12 protein-coding genes and 1 pseudogene are annotated in these 16,276 nt (G+C 68.7%); 8 read left to right on the top strand and 5 right to left on the bottom strand.

What is annotated here, in order from left to right:
- Nucleotides 1–98: 98 nt before the first annotated feature.
- Nucleotides 99–1,994: a response regulator gene (locus AC1DVI_RS05380; protein WP_476957051.1), complete on the top strand. Its 1,896-nt coding sequence runs from the start codon at nucleotides 99–101 to the stop codon at nucleotides 1,992–1,994.
- Here the strand turns inward: AC1DVI_RS05380 and AC1DVI_RS05385 are convergent.
- Nucleotides 1,991–2,554 (bottom strand): N-acetyltransferase family protein, encoded by a 564-nt coding sequence (locus AC1DVI_RS05385; protein WP_476957052.1) that lies wholly within the window; start codon nucleotides 2,552–2,554, stop codon nucleotides 1,991–1,993. The genes AC1DVI_RS05380 and AC1DVI_RS05385 overlap by 4 nt on opposite strands.
- A 194-nt stretch (nucleotides 2,555–2,748) precedes the next feature.
- Between AC1DVI_RS05385 and AC1DVI_RS05390 the strand changes: the two genes are divergently transcribed.
- From AC1DVI_RS05390 to AC1DVI_RS05400, 3 genes are all read left to right on the top strand, one after another.
- Nucleotides 2,749–4,818, top strand: a complete 2,070-nt coding sequence (locus AC1DVI_RS05390) for a 4Fe-4S binding protein (RefSeq protein ID WP_476957053.1) — start codon at nucleotides 2,749–2,751, stop codon at nucleotides 4,816–4,818.
- A gap of 197 nt (nucleotides 4,819–5,015) precedes the next feature.
- Nucleotides 5,016–6,041 carry a GTP 3',8-cyclase MoaA gene (gene moaA / locus AC1DVI_RS05395; RefSeq protein ID WP_014241273.1) on the top strand — a complete coding sequence of 342 codons (1,026 nt, stop codon included), beginning with the start codon at nucleotides 5,016–5,018 and terminating at the stop codon, nucleotides 6,039–6,041.
- A 120-nt stretch (nucleotides 6,042–6,161) separates the two neighbouring features.
- Nucleotides 6,162–7,016, top strand: a complete 855-nt coding sequence (locus AC1DVI_RS05400) for an NAD kinase (protein ID WP_149163024.1) — start codon at nucleotides 6,162–6,164, stop codon at nucleotides 7,014–7,016.
- Nucleotides 7,017–7,084: 68 nt separating this feature from the next.
- Here the strand turns inward: AC1DVI_RS05400 and AC1DVI_RS05405 are convergent, their stop codons facing one another.
- From AC1DVI_RS05405 to AC1DVI_RS05415, 3 genes and pseudogenes are all read right to left on the bottom strand, one after another.
- The gene (locus tag AC1DVI_RS05405) at nucleotides 7,085–9,055 is read right to left on the bottom strand and encodes a calcium-binding protein (RefSeq protein ID WP_476957160.1); all 1,971 of its coding nucleotides are present in this window, start codon (nucleotides 9,053–9,055) and stop codon (nucleotides 7,085–7,087) included.
- 216 nt (nucleotides 9,056–9,271) lie between these two features.
- Nucleotides 9,272–9,520, bottom strand: a pseudogene (locus AC1DVI_RS05410) (calcium-binding protein); the annotation flags it as partial.
- Between the two features lie 346 nt (nucleotides 9,521–9,866).
- On the bottom strand, nucleotides 9,867–10,733 hold the full coding sequence (locus tag AC1DVI_RS05415; protein ID WP_476957054.1) for an N-formylglutamate amidohydrolase: 867 nt from the start codon (nucleotides 10,731–10,733) through the stop codon (nucleotides 9,867–9,869).
- Nucleotides 10,734–10,990: 257 nt separating this feature from the next.
- On the opposite strand from AC1DVI_RS05415, the gene AC1DVI_RS05420 reads away from it, so the two are divergent.
- The gene (locus tag AC1DVI_RS05420) at nucleotides 10,991–11,941 is read left to right on the top strand and encodes a M14 family metallopeptidase (RefSeq protein WP_476957055.1); all 951 of its coding nucleotides are present in this window, start codon (nucleotides 10,991–10,993) and stop codon (nucleotides 11,939–11,941) included.
- A 19-nt stretch (nucleotides 11,942–11,960) separates the two neighbouring features.
- Entirely contained in the window at nucleotides 11,961–13,022 is a 1,062-nt protein-coding gene (locus AC1DVI_RS05425) for an AbrB family transcriptional regulator (protein ID WP_476957056.1), read from the top strand.
- A 307-nt stretch (nucleotides 13,023–13,329) separates the two neighbouring features.
- Here the strand turns inward: AC1DVI_RS05425 and AC1DVI_RS05430 are convergent, their stop codons facing one another.
- Nucleotides 13,330–13,863, bottom strand: a complete 534-nt coding sequence (locus AC1DVI_RS05430) for a CreA family protein (RefSeq protein WP_476957057.1) — start codon at nucleotides 13,861–13,863, stop codon at nucleotides 13,330–13,332.
- Nucleotides 13,864–13,990: 127 nt separating this feature from the next.
- On the opposite strand from AC1DVI_RS05430, the gene AC1DVI_RS05435 reads away from it, so the two are divergent.
- Both AC1DVI_RS05435 and AC1DVI_RS05440 read left to right on the top strand, forming a co-directional pair.
- Nucleotides 13,991–15,103 (top strand): AI-2E family transporter, encoded by a 1,113-nt coding sequence (locus AC1DVI_RS05435; protein WP_476957058.1) that lies wholly within the window; start codon nucleotides 13,991–13,993, stop codon nucleotides 15,101–15,103.
- Between the two features lie 75 nt (nucleotides 15,104–15,178).
- Nucleotides 15,179–16,261, top strand: a complete 1,083-nt coding sequence (locus AC1DVI_RS05440) for an SPFH domain-containing protein (protein ID WP_476957059.1) — start codon at nucleotides 15,179–15,181, stop codon at nucleotides 16,259–16,261.
- Nucleotides 16,262–16,276 lie beyond the last annotated feature (15 nt).

Genomic DNA, 16,276 nt, shown 5'->3' on the forward strand with positions numbered 1-16,276 from the left:
TTGCCCGATGCGTGATTGTCGGGTGTGACCGAAGTCCCATGGCAAACCCTCGTCAAGCCGGTGTAAGCTCCACCGGGAACGGGAACGGTCGGGCGGACATGCACGCACAGGATGCCAGCCCATCCGCCGCAGCGGAAGCGCGCCATGAACGCCACAACCTGCGGCTGGGCGCCCCCTGGATTGGGACAACATGGCTCGGCACATCTCGGATCGGCGCGCTGGCACTGGCCGCGCTGCTGTCCGGTGCCAGTGCCGGCGGTTCCGCATGGCTCGCCCTGGCCGAGATGGACGCCCGCGCGCGCGGCCAGGCCACCCGCAGCCTGGATGAAGCGCTCGACCTCATGCGCGTCGCGGAGTTGGCCGCCGGGCTGTCCTCCAGCGCGACCGAGCTGGAAGCGGCGGGCACCGCCCAGCGTCGGCTGACCGCCCACAACGCGCTGCGCCAGAGGACGCAACAACTCGCCGCCATGCTGGAGGCCCTGCCAAGGGATTGGCGCGCGGAACTGCGGTTTGCCGCCTTGGCCATCCGCGCGGAAGCGGACGAGCTGAACGCCACGGTGGAACGCCGTCTGGCCGGGCAGAGCAGCCTCCAGGACCTCACCGAACAGGTGGCGATCCGCAGCGAGGCGCTGGCGGAGGCGCTCGCCGCGGCGCGCACGCCGTCACCGGGCGCCGAAACGATGCGCCGGATCGACGGCTCACGGCAGGCGGTGGCCCTCCGGCTGCTCGCCGCCGGGTCGGCGCCGGCCTCGACCAGCTCCGCACGGTCCGAATTCCGCAAGGCCGCCGGGGCGCTGTTCGACGCGCTGAACGATCTGCCGATCGACGCCGCCAGCCCGCGCCGCGCCGACGCCGCGCGCCAGCTCGTCGCGCTGGGAATGGACGAGCAGAACGTCTTCGACCTCCGGCAGGAGCAGGAGGCGCTGACCGCCAAGGCGGCGGGGATCGCCACGCTGCTGAGCAGCACCGCCAGCGACCTCGCCCATCGGGCCGGCCGCGGCGCGCTGGCCCTGCGGGACGAGCTGCGGGACGGGCTGGATGGTCCGATCACCCAACGGGCAGGGGTGGAGCTGTCCGCCGCCGCTCCTGCCGGTGTCGGGCTGCTCACCGGGCTGGCGGTCTTCGCGGTCGGCTTGGGCGTTGCGCAGCCCCGCGCCCAGCGCACCGCGCCGCCCGATCCGGACAAGACGGAGCCGGCCGGCGCGACGCGCGAACGGCCCTCGCTGCGCATCCTGCTGGCGGAGGACGAGCCGGTCAGCCAGCAGGCCGCGGCGATGTTGCTGCGCCGCGCCGGCCACGCGGTGACGGTGGCGGGCGACGGGCGGGCCGCCGTGGCAGCGATGGAGCGGGAGCGCTACGACCTCGTGCTGATGGACATGCAGATGCCGGGCATGGACGGGGTCGAGGCGACCCGCCGCATCCGCGCCCTGCCCGACGGGGCCGGAACCGTGGCGGCGGGGCTGCGCATCGTCGCGCTGACCGCCTCCGCCCTTCCCGACGTGGCGGAGCGCTGCCGGGCGGCGGGGGCCGACGCCGTCCTGGAAAAGCCGCTGCGTCTGTCCGCGCTGGACGCCCTGCTGGACCGCCTGTCCACCGACGACGACACCGACGACGCCGCCGCGGGCATGCCCCCTCCGCTGGACGGCGCCCCCGGCCTTCCCGTGTTCGAGGAGGACGCCATCCGCCAGATGCGCGAGCATCTGCCGGCAGAGCGTGTGGCCGTCCTCGTGGCCAACACCCTCGTCACGCTGCGTGGTTACCACGCCGCCCTGAAGCAGGCCTGGAACGCCGGCGACCGGGCGACCACCGGGGCCATGGCCCACAAGATCGCCGGGGTCGCCGGCATCTATGGCTGCATGGCGCTGCGCGGCGCGGCGCAGGCGCTGGAACGCGCCCTGGACACCGGCGAGGGCGACCCCGACGCCCTGTGCCGTGCGCTGGACACCGCGGTTCCGCCAGCGCTCGCCGCCTTGGACCGGTGGAGCGGCGGCTAACGCACCGCCACCGGCTGGCTCGGCCCCTTGCCTTCCGGAATGTCCGACCGGCCCGCGCCCAGATCCTTCTGCATCATGACCACGTCCAGCCAGCGCCCGAACTTCAGCCCGACAGCCTCGACGACGCCGCAGGTGCGGAAGCCGAGCGCGCTGTGCAGCCCGATGGAGCCGGCGTTCTCCGACCCGCCGACCAGCGCCACCATCTGGCGGTAGCCCTGCGCCACGCAGCGGTCGATCAGCGCCTGGAGCAGCCGGCGCCCGAGTCCCTGGCCGCGCGCCTCCTCGGCGATGTAAACGGAATCCTGGATGGTGAAGCGGTAGGCGGAACGGACGTGGTAGGCGCTGCCATAGGCGTAACCCAGGACCACGCCGTCGCGCTCGGCCACCAGCCAGGGCAGCCCGGCGCCGGTGATGGCGCGGAAGCGCGTCTCCAGCTCCGCCACGTCCGGCGGCTCCTCCTCGAAGGTGCCGACGCCGTGAAGGACATGGTGCTCGTAGATTCGCTGGAAGGCGGGGACGTCCTCGATGCGGGCGTCGCGGACGGTGGGGGCGCTTGTCATGGCCGATCGAATCCGAGGAAGGGGCTTGGAGCCCGGGGGCGGGGATTGGCAGGACGACCATCCTGCCGCAAGCATTTTGCTGTCGCAACCGTGCCACCCAGCCGATATGTACAGAACTGGAACGCGCTGTGTGCAACAGGGCTTGTGCAACAGGGCTTTAGGGCAGGTCTTTTCAGGGCAAGGGGTTGGAAGCGATGAAGATCAACGGCCGGACGGTGCTCGTCTGCGATTGCGCCCACAGCATGGCGCTCGACGGCAAGGCGTTGGCCAGGGCCTGCGGGGCCGCGGCGGGGGCGGAGGGCGAGCTGTCCGTCGCCACCCAGCTCTGCCGCACCCAGCTCGACCGGTTCGAGGCGCGCGTGGCGGAGGGCGTCCCGCTGCTCGTCGCCTGCACCCAGGAGGCCCCGCTGTTTGCCGAGATCGCGGCGCAAGACAACCCGGACGCCGCGCTTGCCTTCACCAACATCCGCGAGCGCGCCGGCTGGTCGGACGAGGGCGCGCTCGCGGGGCCGAAGATCGCCGCCCTGCTGGCCGAGGCGGCCATGGACATCCCGCCGACCGGCACCATCACCCTGGCGTCGGAAGGCACAGCGCTGGTTTACGGCACCGACGAGCGCGCCATCGAGGTGGCCCGGCAGCTGTCCGGCAGCCTGGACGTCACCGTTCTGCTGAAGACCCCCAAGGACGTCGCCCCGCCGCGCGTCATGGACGTGCCGGTCTTCAAGGGCACCATCCGCGCCGCCAAGGGCTGGCTCGGCAATTTCGAGATCGTGGTCGACGACTACGCCGCGGCCATCCCGGCCTCGCGTGCCGTGCTGGGCTTCGAGCCGCCGCGGCACGGCGCCGCCTCGCGCTGCGACGTGATCGTGGACCTGACCGGCGGCGCACCGCTGTTCCCGGCGCACGGCAAGCGCGACGGCTACCTGCGCCCCGATCCGGACAGCCCCGCCGCCGTCGCCAAGGCGGTGTTCGAGGCAGCCGATCTGGTCGGCGAGTTCGAAAAGCCGCGCTACATCGACTTCAAGGCCGACCTCTGCGCCCATTCGCGCAGCCGCAAGACCGGCTGCACCCGCTGCCTGGAGGTCTGTCCGACCGGCGCCATCACGCCGAACGGCGACCATGTGGCGATCGACCCGCACATCTGCGCCGGCTGCGGCTCCTGCGCCTCGGTCTGCCCGACGGGGGCCAGCACCTACGCCCTGCCGCCGCTCCAGACCGTCTATGAGCGGCTGCGCACGCTGCTCTCCTCCTACGCCAAGGCCGGCGGGACGGAGCCGGTGCTGCTGGTCCACGACCCGCGGCACGGCGACGAGATGATCTCGCTGATCGCGCGCTACGGCCGCGGCCTGCCGGCCCGCGTGCTGCCCTTCGCGGTGAACGAGGTGACTCAGCTCGGCTTCGACGTGTTCGCGGCGGCGCTGGCCTACGGAGCCGCGCGGGTGCGCGTCCTGGTCGGGCCGGGCAACGCCGGCGAGACGGCGGGGCTGGCCAGCCAGATCGGTCTGGCCGAGACGGCGATGGCCGGGCTCGGCTACGGCTCGGGCCGGGTGTCGATCATCGACGCGCAGGACCCCGACGCGGTGGCCGCGGAGTTGTGGGACCTGCCGCGCCAGGGCGCCCCCGCTCCCGGCACCTTCCTGCCGATGGGCGGCAAGCGCACCGTCACCATGCTGGCGCTGCGCCATCTGCACAAGGTCGCGCCGGAGCCGCTCGAGGTGCTGCCGCTGCCGCCGGGCGCGCCCTTCGGGCGGGTGCAGGTGATGACGGAGGGCTGCACGCTGTGCCTGTCCTGCGTCGGTGCCTGCCCGACCGGGGCGCTGCTCGACAACGCCGACAAGCCGATGCTGTCCTTCTCGCAGGACGCCTGCGTGCAGTGCGGCCTGTGCAAGACGACCTGTCCGGAGAAGGTCATCGCCCTGGTCCCGGAGATCGATTTCCGCGACAGCGCCCGCGGCGCCAAGGTGCTGAAGGAGGAGGAGCCCTTCTGCTGCGTCAAGTGCGGCAAGCCCTTCGCCACCAAGTCCTCGATCGACAAGATCGTCGCGGTGCTGGCCGGACGGCACGCCATGTTCGCCACGCCGGAGGCCGCCGACCGCATGCGCATGTGCGGCGACTGTCGCGTTGTCGACCAGTTCGAGCGGGGCGACTCGCCCTTCGCGCTCGGCGCCCCGCGCGCGCCCCGCACGACCGAGGACTATCTGCGCGAGCGGGAGTTGGCCCAAAACGGCAAGGACGGCGGTCCGGACAGCGACAGCATCCACTGAGCGCTTCCGTCCGAACCGTGAGCGGCGCCGGGATTTGATTCCCGTCAAGTCCCGGCGCCGCGCGCCGTGGTCTGCTGCGCCTGAAATTCCAGGTGGCGAAAAATCCGCAACTCGGACCTATATATCAGGATCGGGTTCGGGGTCATAATCGCCGCCCGGACTGCACGATACGGACCCCCTTGGGGAGAAGCCTGACGATGACGACCGTTCCGCCGACCGCCGCCGCCCCGCTCGTCGATCCGTTCGGGCGGACCGTCAGCTATCTGCGCGTGTCCGTCACCGACCGCTGCGACCTCCGCTGCGTCTACTGCATGGCGGAGGACATGAGCTTCCTGCCCAAGGCGGAGGTGCTGACGCTGGAGGAGATCGACCGCGTCTGTTCCGCCTTCGTCAAGCTGGGCACCCGCAAGCTGCGCCTGACCGGCGGCGAGCCGCTGGTCCGCAAGGGCATCCACGAGCTGATCCACAGCCTGGGCCGCCATGTGAAGGCCGGCGACCTGGACGAGCTGACCCTGACCACCAACGGCACCATGCTCTTCAAGTATGCCGGCGATCTGGTGGAGGCCGGGGTGCGCCGGATCAACGTGTCGCTCGACACACTCGACCCCCACAAGTTCCAGGCGATCACCCGCTGGGGCCGGCTGGACAAGGTGCTCGGCGGGCTTCAGGCCGCCAAGGAGGCGGGGCTCCAGGTCAAGATCAACACGGTCGCGCTGAAGGGCGTGAACGACGACGAGTTCCACCGGCTGGTCGGCTGGTGCGGCGAGCAGGGCTTCGACCTGACCTTCATCGAGGTCATGCCGATGGGCGAGATCGGTGACGAGGCACGGCTCGACCAGTATCTGCCGCTCAGCCTCGTACGGGCGGAGCTGGCCAAGCGCTGGACGCTGGACGAGATCGACTACCGCACCGGCGGCCCGGCCCGCTATGTCCGGGTGGCCGAGACCGGCGGGCGCATCGGCTTCATCACGCCGCTGACCCACAATTTCTGCGAAAGCTGCAACCGCGTGCGGCTGACCTGCACCGGCACCCTCTACATGTGCCTGGGCCAGGAGGACGCCGCCGACCTGCGCACCCCGCTGCGCCTCAGCGACGACGACGGACTGCTGGTCCAGGCGGTGCGCGACGCCATCGCCCGCAAGCCCAAGGGCCACGACTTCATCATCGACCGCCGCCACCAAGGCCCGGCGGTGCCCCGCCACATGAGCGTGACCGGCGGATGATCCGCCCGCAGGCGAGCGCCCTTGCCCCTCCGGGGAGAGGGGACATGACGTGCAACAGCCCCGCCCTTTGACCGAAGCGGCCTTCTGCAACCGGGCATCCTGCGCTATGGTCCCCCCGACATGACCGAAACCGCCGCCAAGCTGCCCGCCGATCCGACCCTGGACCCGCTGGCGCCCGATTCCTCGACCCGTAAGCCCGCCGACCTCCGCATCGCCTTCTGCGCGGCGAACACGGAAGAGGCGATGCGGGCGCGCACACGGCTGGTCCACCGCTATGGCAACGCGCCGCTGGAGGACGCCGACGTCGTCGTGGCGCTGGGCGGCGACGGATTCCTGCTGGAGACGCTGCACCGCGCGCTGAAGCGCGACGGGCAGAACCCCCCGCCCGTCTATGGCATGAACCGGGGATCGGTCGGCTTCCTGCTGAACGTCTTCCGCGAGGACGAACTGGCCGAGCGGCTGGCCAGCGCCCAGAGCGTCAAGCTGCACCCCCTGCGCATGAGGGCCACCCGCTGCAACGGCGAGCAGGTGGAGGCGCTGGGCATCAACGAGGTGTCGATGCTGCGCGAGACGCGGCAGGCCTCGAAGCTGCGCATCACCGTGGACGGCGTCGTCCGCCTGCCGGAGCTGATCTGCGACGGCGTGCTGGTCGCCACCCCCGCCGGCAGCACCGCCTACAACCTGTCGGCCCACGGGCCGATCATCCCGCTGGGCGCCGGGGTGCTGGCGCTGACTCCCATCAGTTCCTTCCGGCCGCGGCGCTGGCGTGGCGCGCTGCTGCCTCACAGCTCCAAGATCACCGTGGACATCCTTGAGGAGGTCAAGCGCCCGGTCAGCGCCGTGGCCGACTCGACCGAGGTGCGCGAGGTCATTCGCGTCAACGTGGAGGAGGCCCGCGACGTCACGCTGACCCTGCTGTTCGACCCGGAGCTGAACTTCGAGGAGCGGATTCTGATGGAGCAGTTCTCGCCGTAACGGCAAATGGCCGCGGGCAATGCCGGCAGGCTGGACGCGACTTCCCGTATCCAGCCTGCCGGCCGCGCTCAGACGGTCGTGAACCAGCCCTGGTTCACGCTGGCCGCGCTGACCCCGACCAGCAGAATGCTGGAAGACGCGCCGTAGCCGACCACGGCTCCTTCGGCCGTGCTGCCGATGACGGCCCAGGGCACACCGGCGGACAGACCGATGCGGTCGCCCTCGGCGGCGTTGAAGTCCAGCACCTTGTCGGCGCCGCCCTCACCCCAGAAGACGAACAGGTCCGCACCGGCGCCGCCCCCCAGGACATCGTCGCCCGAACCGCCGACGAGCGCGTCGTTGCCATCCTCGCCGTAGAGGGTGTCGTTGTGCGCACCGCCGGAGATGTAGTCGTTGCCGGTCCCGCCATACAGGATATCGTAGCCGTCGTCGCCTTCCAGGACATCATCGCCAGTCCCGCCGGCCAGGAAATCCTCCCCGGTGCCGCCGTACAGCGTGTCGTTGTCGGCGCCGCCATCCAGGGTATCGTTGCCGTCGTCCCCGTACAGCAAGTCGGCACTGATGCCCCCGTTCAGGACATCGTCGCCCGAACCGCCGACGAGCGCGTCGTTGCCATCCTCGCCGTAGAGGGTGTCGTTGTGCGCGCCGCCGGAGATGTAGTCGTTGCCCAGCCCCCCGTACAGCGTGTCGTAACCGTCCTCCCCTTCGAGAACGTCGTCGCCGGCGCCACCGGCCAGGAGATCCTCGCCGCCCTCGCCATGCAGCGTGTCGTTGCCGTCACCGCCATCCAGGACGTCGTTGCCGCTGCCGCCGTAGAGCTGATCATCGCCGCCGCCGCCATAAAGGGTGTCGCTGCCACCGGAACCGGTGATGCCGTCCCCGTAGTTGGAACCGACAACGATCTCGATGTTCGTCAGGATGTCGCCCGATCCCGTGGGATCCCAGCTGTTGCCGGTGGCGAGGTTGACCGCCACGGCGACCGTCGACTGGACGTAGGTGACCGTGTCGATGCCGTTGCCGCCGTCCAGCGTGTCGGCGCCGCTGCCGCCGATCAGCGTGTCAGCACCGTCGCCGCCATTCAGGTAGTCGTTGCCGGTTCCGCCATCCAGGTAGTCGTTGCCGTCGCCGCCGTAGAGCTGATCGTTACCGCCACCACCATAGAGCGTATCGTTGCCGGCACCGCCATACAGGTGGTCATGGCCTTCGGAACCGGTAATGCCGTCCCCATAGTTGGAGCCGATGACGATCTCGATGTTCGTCAGGATGTCGCCCGATCCCGTGGGATCCCAGCTGTTGCCGGTGGCGAGGTTGACCGTCACAGCAACCGTCGATTGCGCGTAGGTGACCGTGTCGATGCCGTTGCCACCATTCAACGTATCGGCGCCGTCACCGCCATAGAGCGTGTCATCGCCGTCGCCGCCGTCCAGCAGGTCGTTGCCGGTTCCGCCGTCCAGCAGGTCGTTGCCGCCCCCGCCGAAAATCTGATCGTTTCCGCCAACGCCGTAGAGCGTGTCGTTGCCGCCGGAACCGGTGATGCCGTCCCCGTAGTTGGAGCCGATGACAATCTCGATGTTCGTCAGGATGTCGCCACCGCCCGCGGGATCCCAACTGCTTCCGGTGGGAAGGTTGACCGCTACAGCAACCGTCGACAGCAGGTAGGTGACCGTGTCGATGCCGTTACCACCGTTCAGGATGGCGGCGCCGCCGTCGCCGTAGAGGATGTCGTCCCCGTCACCGCCGTAGAGCGTGTCGTTGCCAGGCCCGCCGTAGAGCGTGTCGTTGCCACTGCCGCCGTCCAGCAGGTCGTTGCCGGCACCACCGTCCAGCAAGTCGTTGCCGCCGTTGCCGTAGAGCGTGTCGCTCCCGCCGCTGCCGAACAGCTGGCTGGCACCATTCTGCCCGATCAGCGTCGTGCTGCCGGAGCCGACGCTCTGGTAATCGATCGTCGACAGGTTGATCGACGAACCATAGGTGAAGCTGTAGGCAAGCGCCGTGAAATTGTACGTATAACCGGTTGAAAGACTAAGATAAGATGCCAATGATGTTTGATAGTAAGGTGATACCTTAACGAAAACCCTGTCGCTTCCGTACGAAATTAAAATATCTGATCCAGACCAGGAGATAACAACATTACTAGTTCCTATATTGAACAGTTTAATAGTGTCAACTCCACCAGAACTTGTTTGATCTATAACCTTCGAGCCACCTCCAGAATAGAGCCAATATTGATCGTTCCCGTCGCCACCTACGAGGGTATCGCTGCCATAGCCACCCGACAGGGTGTCGTCGCCATCACCACCAAAAATCTGATCGTCGCCATTGTCGCCGCTCAGAAAATCATTTCCGGTATCGCCGTACAGGATGTCGTTGCCGGCCCCACCGTAGATCGTGTCGTTGCCGGCGCCGCCGTAGATCGTGTCGTTGCCAGCGCCGCCGACAATCCAATCGCTTGTTGTGTAACCGGGCACGTAGCCGCCACCATTCCCCATATAAATGTAGCTCATATCGCAGCCTCGCCATTCTCTTTAAGGTGGCTTAAAATGCACCGATGAAGCGCATTGATGGTTTTTTATGTAAGCGTTGAATTTTTCTGTATCATTAAATATCGCTGTTATCAACCTCCGCTAATTATATCCATCAAGGCTTCCACCTCCCGTTTGCCGCAATGAAATTTCAATATTTCTGCCCGCAACGTGGCCGCGGCCAAGCAGGCGGTACCCGATGGAGGGGCCGTGCGGATGGGGGGCTTCAGCCCACGTCAGAAAGGACGCGAACAGGCTTCGCTTCAGCCCGTTGCGTGGAACGCGACATTGCCAGGGGAGAACGTCGCCTTTCGAAGGCGTGTCCGCCTCACTCCGCGGCGCGGCGGACGGTGCGAGATTCGGCGTGGGCGCAGATGCGGCGGGTCAGCGTGGTCAGGTCGGCCTGGAGCCGGGCGAAGCCCTCGTTCCGCTCCAGCGTCTCCTCGTTCATGTAGAGACGACGGTTGATTTCGAGCTGAAGGGAATGGCGGCCCCGCGCCGGGTCGGAATGGCGGGACACCAGTTCCACCCCCTTGAAGGGATGGTTCCGCGCGACCTTGTAGCCGAGCCCGGTCAGAACCCCCTCGACCAGGGCGGTGAAGCCCGGCTCGCAGGTGGTGCCGTCGCGGTCGCCCAGCACGAAATCCATGCCCAGCTTGTGCGCCACCCCCGGCCCGACCGCGGAGGGCATGGAATGGCAGTCGACGTGCCAGACGGCGCCGAACCGGTCGGCCAGATCGTCCATCACGCTGGCGACCTGGAAATGATAGGGCCGGTAGTAGCGGTCGATGCGCTCCGCCACCTCGGCCGCCGACAGCCGCCCGTCGTAGAGCGGCATCCCCGGACGGCACAGCGTGCGGATCAGCCCCATGCCGGCGGCGCTCTTCTCCGTCGGCCGCAGGGCTTCCGGCCAGCGCCCGTCGAGTATCGCCGGGTCGATGTCGTCGATGGCCCGGTTCGCGTCGATGTAGGTGCGCGGGAACAGGGCGCAGAGCAGAGTGGCACCATGCTCCGGCGCGTGGGCGAACAACTCGTCCACGTGGGTGTCCTCGGCTTGTCGCAGGGTGGACAGCGGGCAGACGAAAGCGAAGTCGCGCGGGTAGACGGTGCCGCTGTGCGGTGAATCGAAGAACACCGGCAGGCGCGGGACGATCGGATCGTTGCGGACGAGCACGTCCTCGATCACGAAACTCATGGCTGACCCCGGTGTACCAACGGCTCCAACGCGCCACGGCACCTGCCCGGATGGCATAGCGTGGCGCTGCGGCGGATGGATTCGGGTATAGACGATGGCCGGGTGTCAGTCGACCAAAAACCGTCATACACCGGTAAGGCAAAGGACATGATGGACGCGTGGAATTGGCGGGGCTGGCGCACCGCCGGACTCTCCGCCATACTGACCATTCGGCGAAAGCGCCCGGCACCGGCCAGACCCGCAGAGGCGAGATCCGCTTGACCGAATCCCTGCCACCGATCGAATTGACGCCGCCGGACATCGGTCCCTACCGTCGTGGAAACACCGGCATCGACCACGTCACGACGCTGGAGTCCGGGCGCCCCGGCCCGCAAGCCGTCATCGTGTCGCTGATCCATGGCAACGAGATCGGCGGCGCGGTGGCGATGGACCGGCTGTTCCGGATGGGCATCCGGCCCACCCGCGGGCGGCTGACCCTGGCCTTCGCCAACACCGCCGCCTATCAGAGCTTCGATGCCGAGCGTCCCTACGCCTCCCGCTTCGTCGACGAGGACATGAACCGCGTCTGGTCGCCGGAGGTGCTGGACGGCCCACGCGACAGCATGGAACTGCGCCGCGCCCGGCAACTCCGCCCGGTGTTCGACGCAGCGGACGTCATCCTCGATCTGCATTCCATGACGGCGGATACCCCGCCCCTGACGCTGTGCGGACGGACCGACCGCGCCCGCGCGCTGGCCCGCCGGCTCGGTTACCCGGCCTGGGTCGTCGCGGACGAGGGGCATGCAGCGGGGCGGCGGGTGATCGACTACGCGGATTTCGCCGCGGCGGACGGGCGGCGCACCGCCCTCCTGGTCGAATGCGGCCAGCATTGGCGGAACGAGACGGCGCTGGTTGCCCTGGAAAGCGCCATGCGTTTCCTGCTCGCCCAGGAGATGATCGACCCGTCGCTGGCCGACCGCCACATCCGCCGCCACCCCGATCCGCTGCGCACCGTCGAGGTGACCGAAGCGGTGACCGCGGAAACCGACGAATTCTTCTTCGACCAGCCCTATGTGGGGATGGAGATCATTCCCCGCGCAGGAACGGTCCTCGGCCATGACGGCAACCGCCCGATCGTGACGCCTTACGACGACTGCGTGCTGATCATGCCGGCGCGGCGCCCGAAATCCGGGCAGACCGCCGTCCGGCTGGGGCGGATCGTTCCTTGAACCGGACACAACGAGCGGCATGACCATCGGACCGGGGCTCCGGCCCTTCGCGCTCGCCCTCGCGCTGGGGACGGCGGGGGGCGCGCTGTTCAGCTATTTCCATCTGCCGCTGGCCTGGATGATCGGCGCCATGACCGCCACCACGGTCGCCGCCATGGCCGGTGTCGCGCTGCATGTGCCGAAGCCGCTGCGCAACGCCATGATCATGATCCTCGGCGTGATGCTGGGCAGCGGCTTCACCCCGGACATCCTGGGGCGGCTCGGCGAATGGAGCCTGTCGCTGAGCGCGCTGGCCGTCTATCTCGTGCTGGCGACCACGCTGGGGGTCCAGTATCTGCGCCGCGCCGCCCGGCTGGATCCGCCGACCGCCTTCTTCACCGCCACCCCCGGCGGGCTGAACGAGATGGTGATGGTCGGCACGCAGATGGGCGGCGACAGCCGGACCATGGCGCTGTCCCACGCGCTGCGGGTGATGCTGGTGGTGCTGGTTATCCCCTTCGCCTTCCAGGCGCTGGGGCTGTACGACCCGGCGCGGCGCGGCGCGCTCGGCCCGCCCCTGCTGTCGCTCGCCCCGCTGGATGTGGCGCTGCTGTCCGCCTGCGCGCTGGGCTACCCCCTGGCGAAGCTGCTGCGCATCCCCGCGGCCCAGATCGTCGGGCCGATGCTGCTGTCCGCCGCGATCCACCTCGCCGGGCTGACCGAGGGCAAGCCGCCGGGCGTTCTGGTCGCCGCCGCCCAGGTGGTGATCGGCGCGTCGCTGGGTTGCCGCTTCACCGGGCTGAACATTCGCCGCATCGGGCGCGACGGGCTGACCGCGCTGGGTCTCACCGGACTGATGCTGCTGGTCACCACGGCGGCGGCCTGGATGGTTGACGAGGCGACGGGGCTGGGACTCGCCGCGCTGATCCTCGCCTTCGCGCCGGGCGGGCTGGCCGAGATGACGCTGGTCGCGCTGGCGCTGAACATCGACGTGGCGCTGGTCGCCACCCACCACATGGTGCGCATCATCCTGATCGTGACGCTGGCGCCCGGCTTCTATCTGCTGTGGCGCAAGTGGCGATCCCGCCGCGGCAAGACCTGACGAATCGCCACGGGCTTGGCCGGCCAATCCGCCGCACACGCATGTGTGGAGTTTCCGTTGCGCCTGTCCCGCACCCCGTGCGAGGTGGAGGCGCGGACGGGTGGTGGAGGGCCACCACCCCGCCGCTCAACAAGGAGGCTCGGAGGATGAAGGAAATCCTCGGTCTCCTGATCCTGCTGCTCCAGATCGTCAAGGCGATCCTTGATCTTCTGAACCGGCAGTGATCGGGCCGGGAGGCGGGGGATTCCGGCCCCTGCCTCCCAAGCCTGATGATGGCGCCGCACCCGCCCGATTGCAAGCCATCCGATCATTTCACGGGAGGTTTACCCTTTTCCCACTGGGGGTTCGTATCGATCAGCGGCACGCTGGAAATGGACATCTTCGCCGAGGCGTCCTTCACCTGCCGGCTGTAGACCACATAAATCAGCGTGTCGTTCACCCGGTCGTAGATGCGGCGGATGGCGATGGACTTGAAGACCAAGCTCTTGCGCTCGGAAAAGACCTCCTCGCCCTTCTGCGACAGCTCGATGTCGCCGATCACCAGCGGCCCGGTGCGCCGGCAGGCGATAGAGGCGTTGGACGGGTCCTCGAACCAGTTTCCCTTGGTCAGCCGGTCGAGCACGCTGCGGTCAAAATCCACCAGATGGCAGGTGATGCCCTTGACCTTCGGGTCCTCGATCGCCTGCACCTGAAGCCCGTTGCCGGTCCAGTCGTTGGAGAAGCGCCCGACGACCGGATCGTCGGCCAAAGCAGCGGTGGAGGCGGCCATCGGTGGCAGCACGGATAGCGCCAGGACCATCAGGCCGCGGCGGATGTTTATCGAAGGGAACGGGCTGCGCATCTCGTGGAACTCCGGTCATCGCGAAGCGGGGCCGCGTGGGCGCGGTCCTGGAATACCCCTAAATCGGGCGGGGGTCCGGCGCCGTCAAGCGCTCCCCGGCCCGCTACTCCCGGAGTGCCTGCCCCCGATGAGCGACCGCACGATCGATCCGCCCCTGAGCCCGCCGCCGGAGCCGGTGACCGAGCCCCTGCCCCCGGCCCGGAATCCCCGCGACCCGGTGCGGGTGGCGGTGGTGGGGCTGTTCGTCATCGCGCTGCTGTTCACGCTGTATTTTGGACGCGACGTGCTGCTGCCGATCATGCTGGCGCTGATCCTCAGCCTTCTGCTGCGGCCCTGCGTGCGCGGCCTCTACCGGCTCGGCCTGCCGGAGGCACTGGGCGCGGCGGTGGTGGTGATCACGGTGTTCGGCGCCGGGCTGGGGGCCATCTTCACGCTGGCGACCCCGGCGACCGAATGGGTCAACCGGATGCCCCGCGTGGTCAACGAGTTGGAGTTCAAGCTGGGCGACATCCGCGAAGGAATCGACCGCGCCCGCGAGGCCTCCCGCCAGATCGAGCAGATGGCCTCCGACCGCAATGGTGCTGCGCGGGAGGTCGTGGTGCGCGGCCCGTCGCTGGCCGAGCAGGTGCTGCACCAGGCGGAGGCGGTGATCGCCAACGTGGTGATCCTCCAGGTGCTGCTGTATTTCTTCCTGGCCCGCGGCCGGCAGAGCCTGGAGGCGCTGATCGGCACGATGAGCGACGTCGACGACCGCGTGCATTACGCCATGGTCGCCGCCACGGTGCAGCAGAACATCGCCGCCTATCTGGCGACCATCACGGTCATCAACATCGGGCTCGGACTCGCGACGACGCTGGCGATGTGGCTGTGGGGGGTGCCCAACGCGGCGCTGTGGGGAACGCTCGCCGGACTCATCAACTACGTCCCCTTCATCGGGCCGGCGGTGATGACGGCGGTGCTGTTCCTGGTGTCGGCGCTCACCTTCGACGGGGGCGTGCAGATCTTCGGACCGCCGCTGACCTTCGTGGCGCTGACCATGATGGAGGGCAACTTCCTGACCCCGATGATCGTCGGGCGGCGGCTGGCGCTGAACCCCATCGGTGTGTTCGTGTCCATCCTGTTCTGGGGCTGGATGTGGGGCATTCCCGGCGCGCTGCTGGCGGTGCCGATCCTGGCCATCCTGAAGATCCTGTTCGACGCGCACGAGCCGCTGAAGCCGATCGGCGCCCTGCTGGGCTGACGCTGTAGCTCTGGCCGGGGCGGCCCCGCCGTGGCATGGTCCGAGGGAGGAAACGACCGGATGGGAGGTGGGGTGATGGTGCTCAGCGGCTTGACGCTCTTCGTCATCGCGCTCCTGATCTTCGCGCTGGCGCTGGTTCTGTTGGGGGTGCGGACCGTGGCGCAGGGCCAGGAATGGACGGTGGAGCGGTTCGGCCGCTACACCCGCACGCTCCAGCCCGGCCTGCATCTGATTCTCCCGCTGATCGACCGCATCGGGCGCAAGCAGAGCATGATGGAGACGGTGCTCGACGTGCCCTCGCAGGAGGTCATCACCCGCGACAACGCCATGGTCACGGCGGACGGCGTGGTCTTCTTCCAGGTGATCGACGCCGCCAAGGCCTCCTACGAGGTCAACAATCTGGAGTTGGCGATCCTGAACCTGACCATGACCAACACCCGCACGGTCATGGGCTCGATGGACCTGGACGAACTGCTGTCCCAGCGCGACCAGATCAACGCCCGCCTGCTCGGCGTGGTGGACGAGGCGACCAGCCCCTGGGGCGTCAAGGTGACGCGCATCGAGATCCGCGACATCCAGCCGCCGCGCGACCTCGTGGACAGCATGGCCCGCCAGATGAAGGCGGAGCGCGACCGCCGCGCCTCCATCCTGGAGGCGGAGGGCCAGCGCCAGGCGGCCATCCTGCGGGCAGAGGGCGCCAAGCAGGCCGCCATCCTCCAGGCCGAGGGCCGGCGCGAGGCCGCCTTCCGCGACGCCGAGGCGCGCGAGCGCTCCGCCCAGGCCGAGGCCGAGGCCACCCGGCTGGTCTCCGACGCCATCGCCGGGGGCAGCGCCCAGGCCATCAACTACTTCGTCGCCCAGCGCTATGTCGATGCTCTGACGGCGGTGGCCGCCGCCCCGAACCAGAAGGTGCTGTTCATGCCGCTGGAGGCCGCCAACGTGATCGGCGCCATCGGCGGCATCGCGGAGATCGCCCGCGAAGCCTTCCCGAACCGCCCTGCAAACCAACCGGCGTCCTCCGGAACGGCCGCCGCCCCGCCGCCGGCACCGCGCAGCCCCTGGAATCGCGATGAAGGGAATCGCGATGAACGGAATCGCGACGACCGGAATCAGGACGAACCGAACAGGCGCGATGCGCCGGAGCCGCCGGTGTCGTAGGATTGGACGAAACCC

This window comes from Azospirillum sp. P4_B5 (assembly GCF_056402275.1).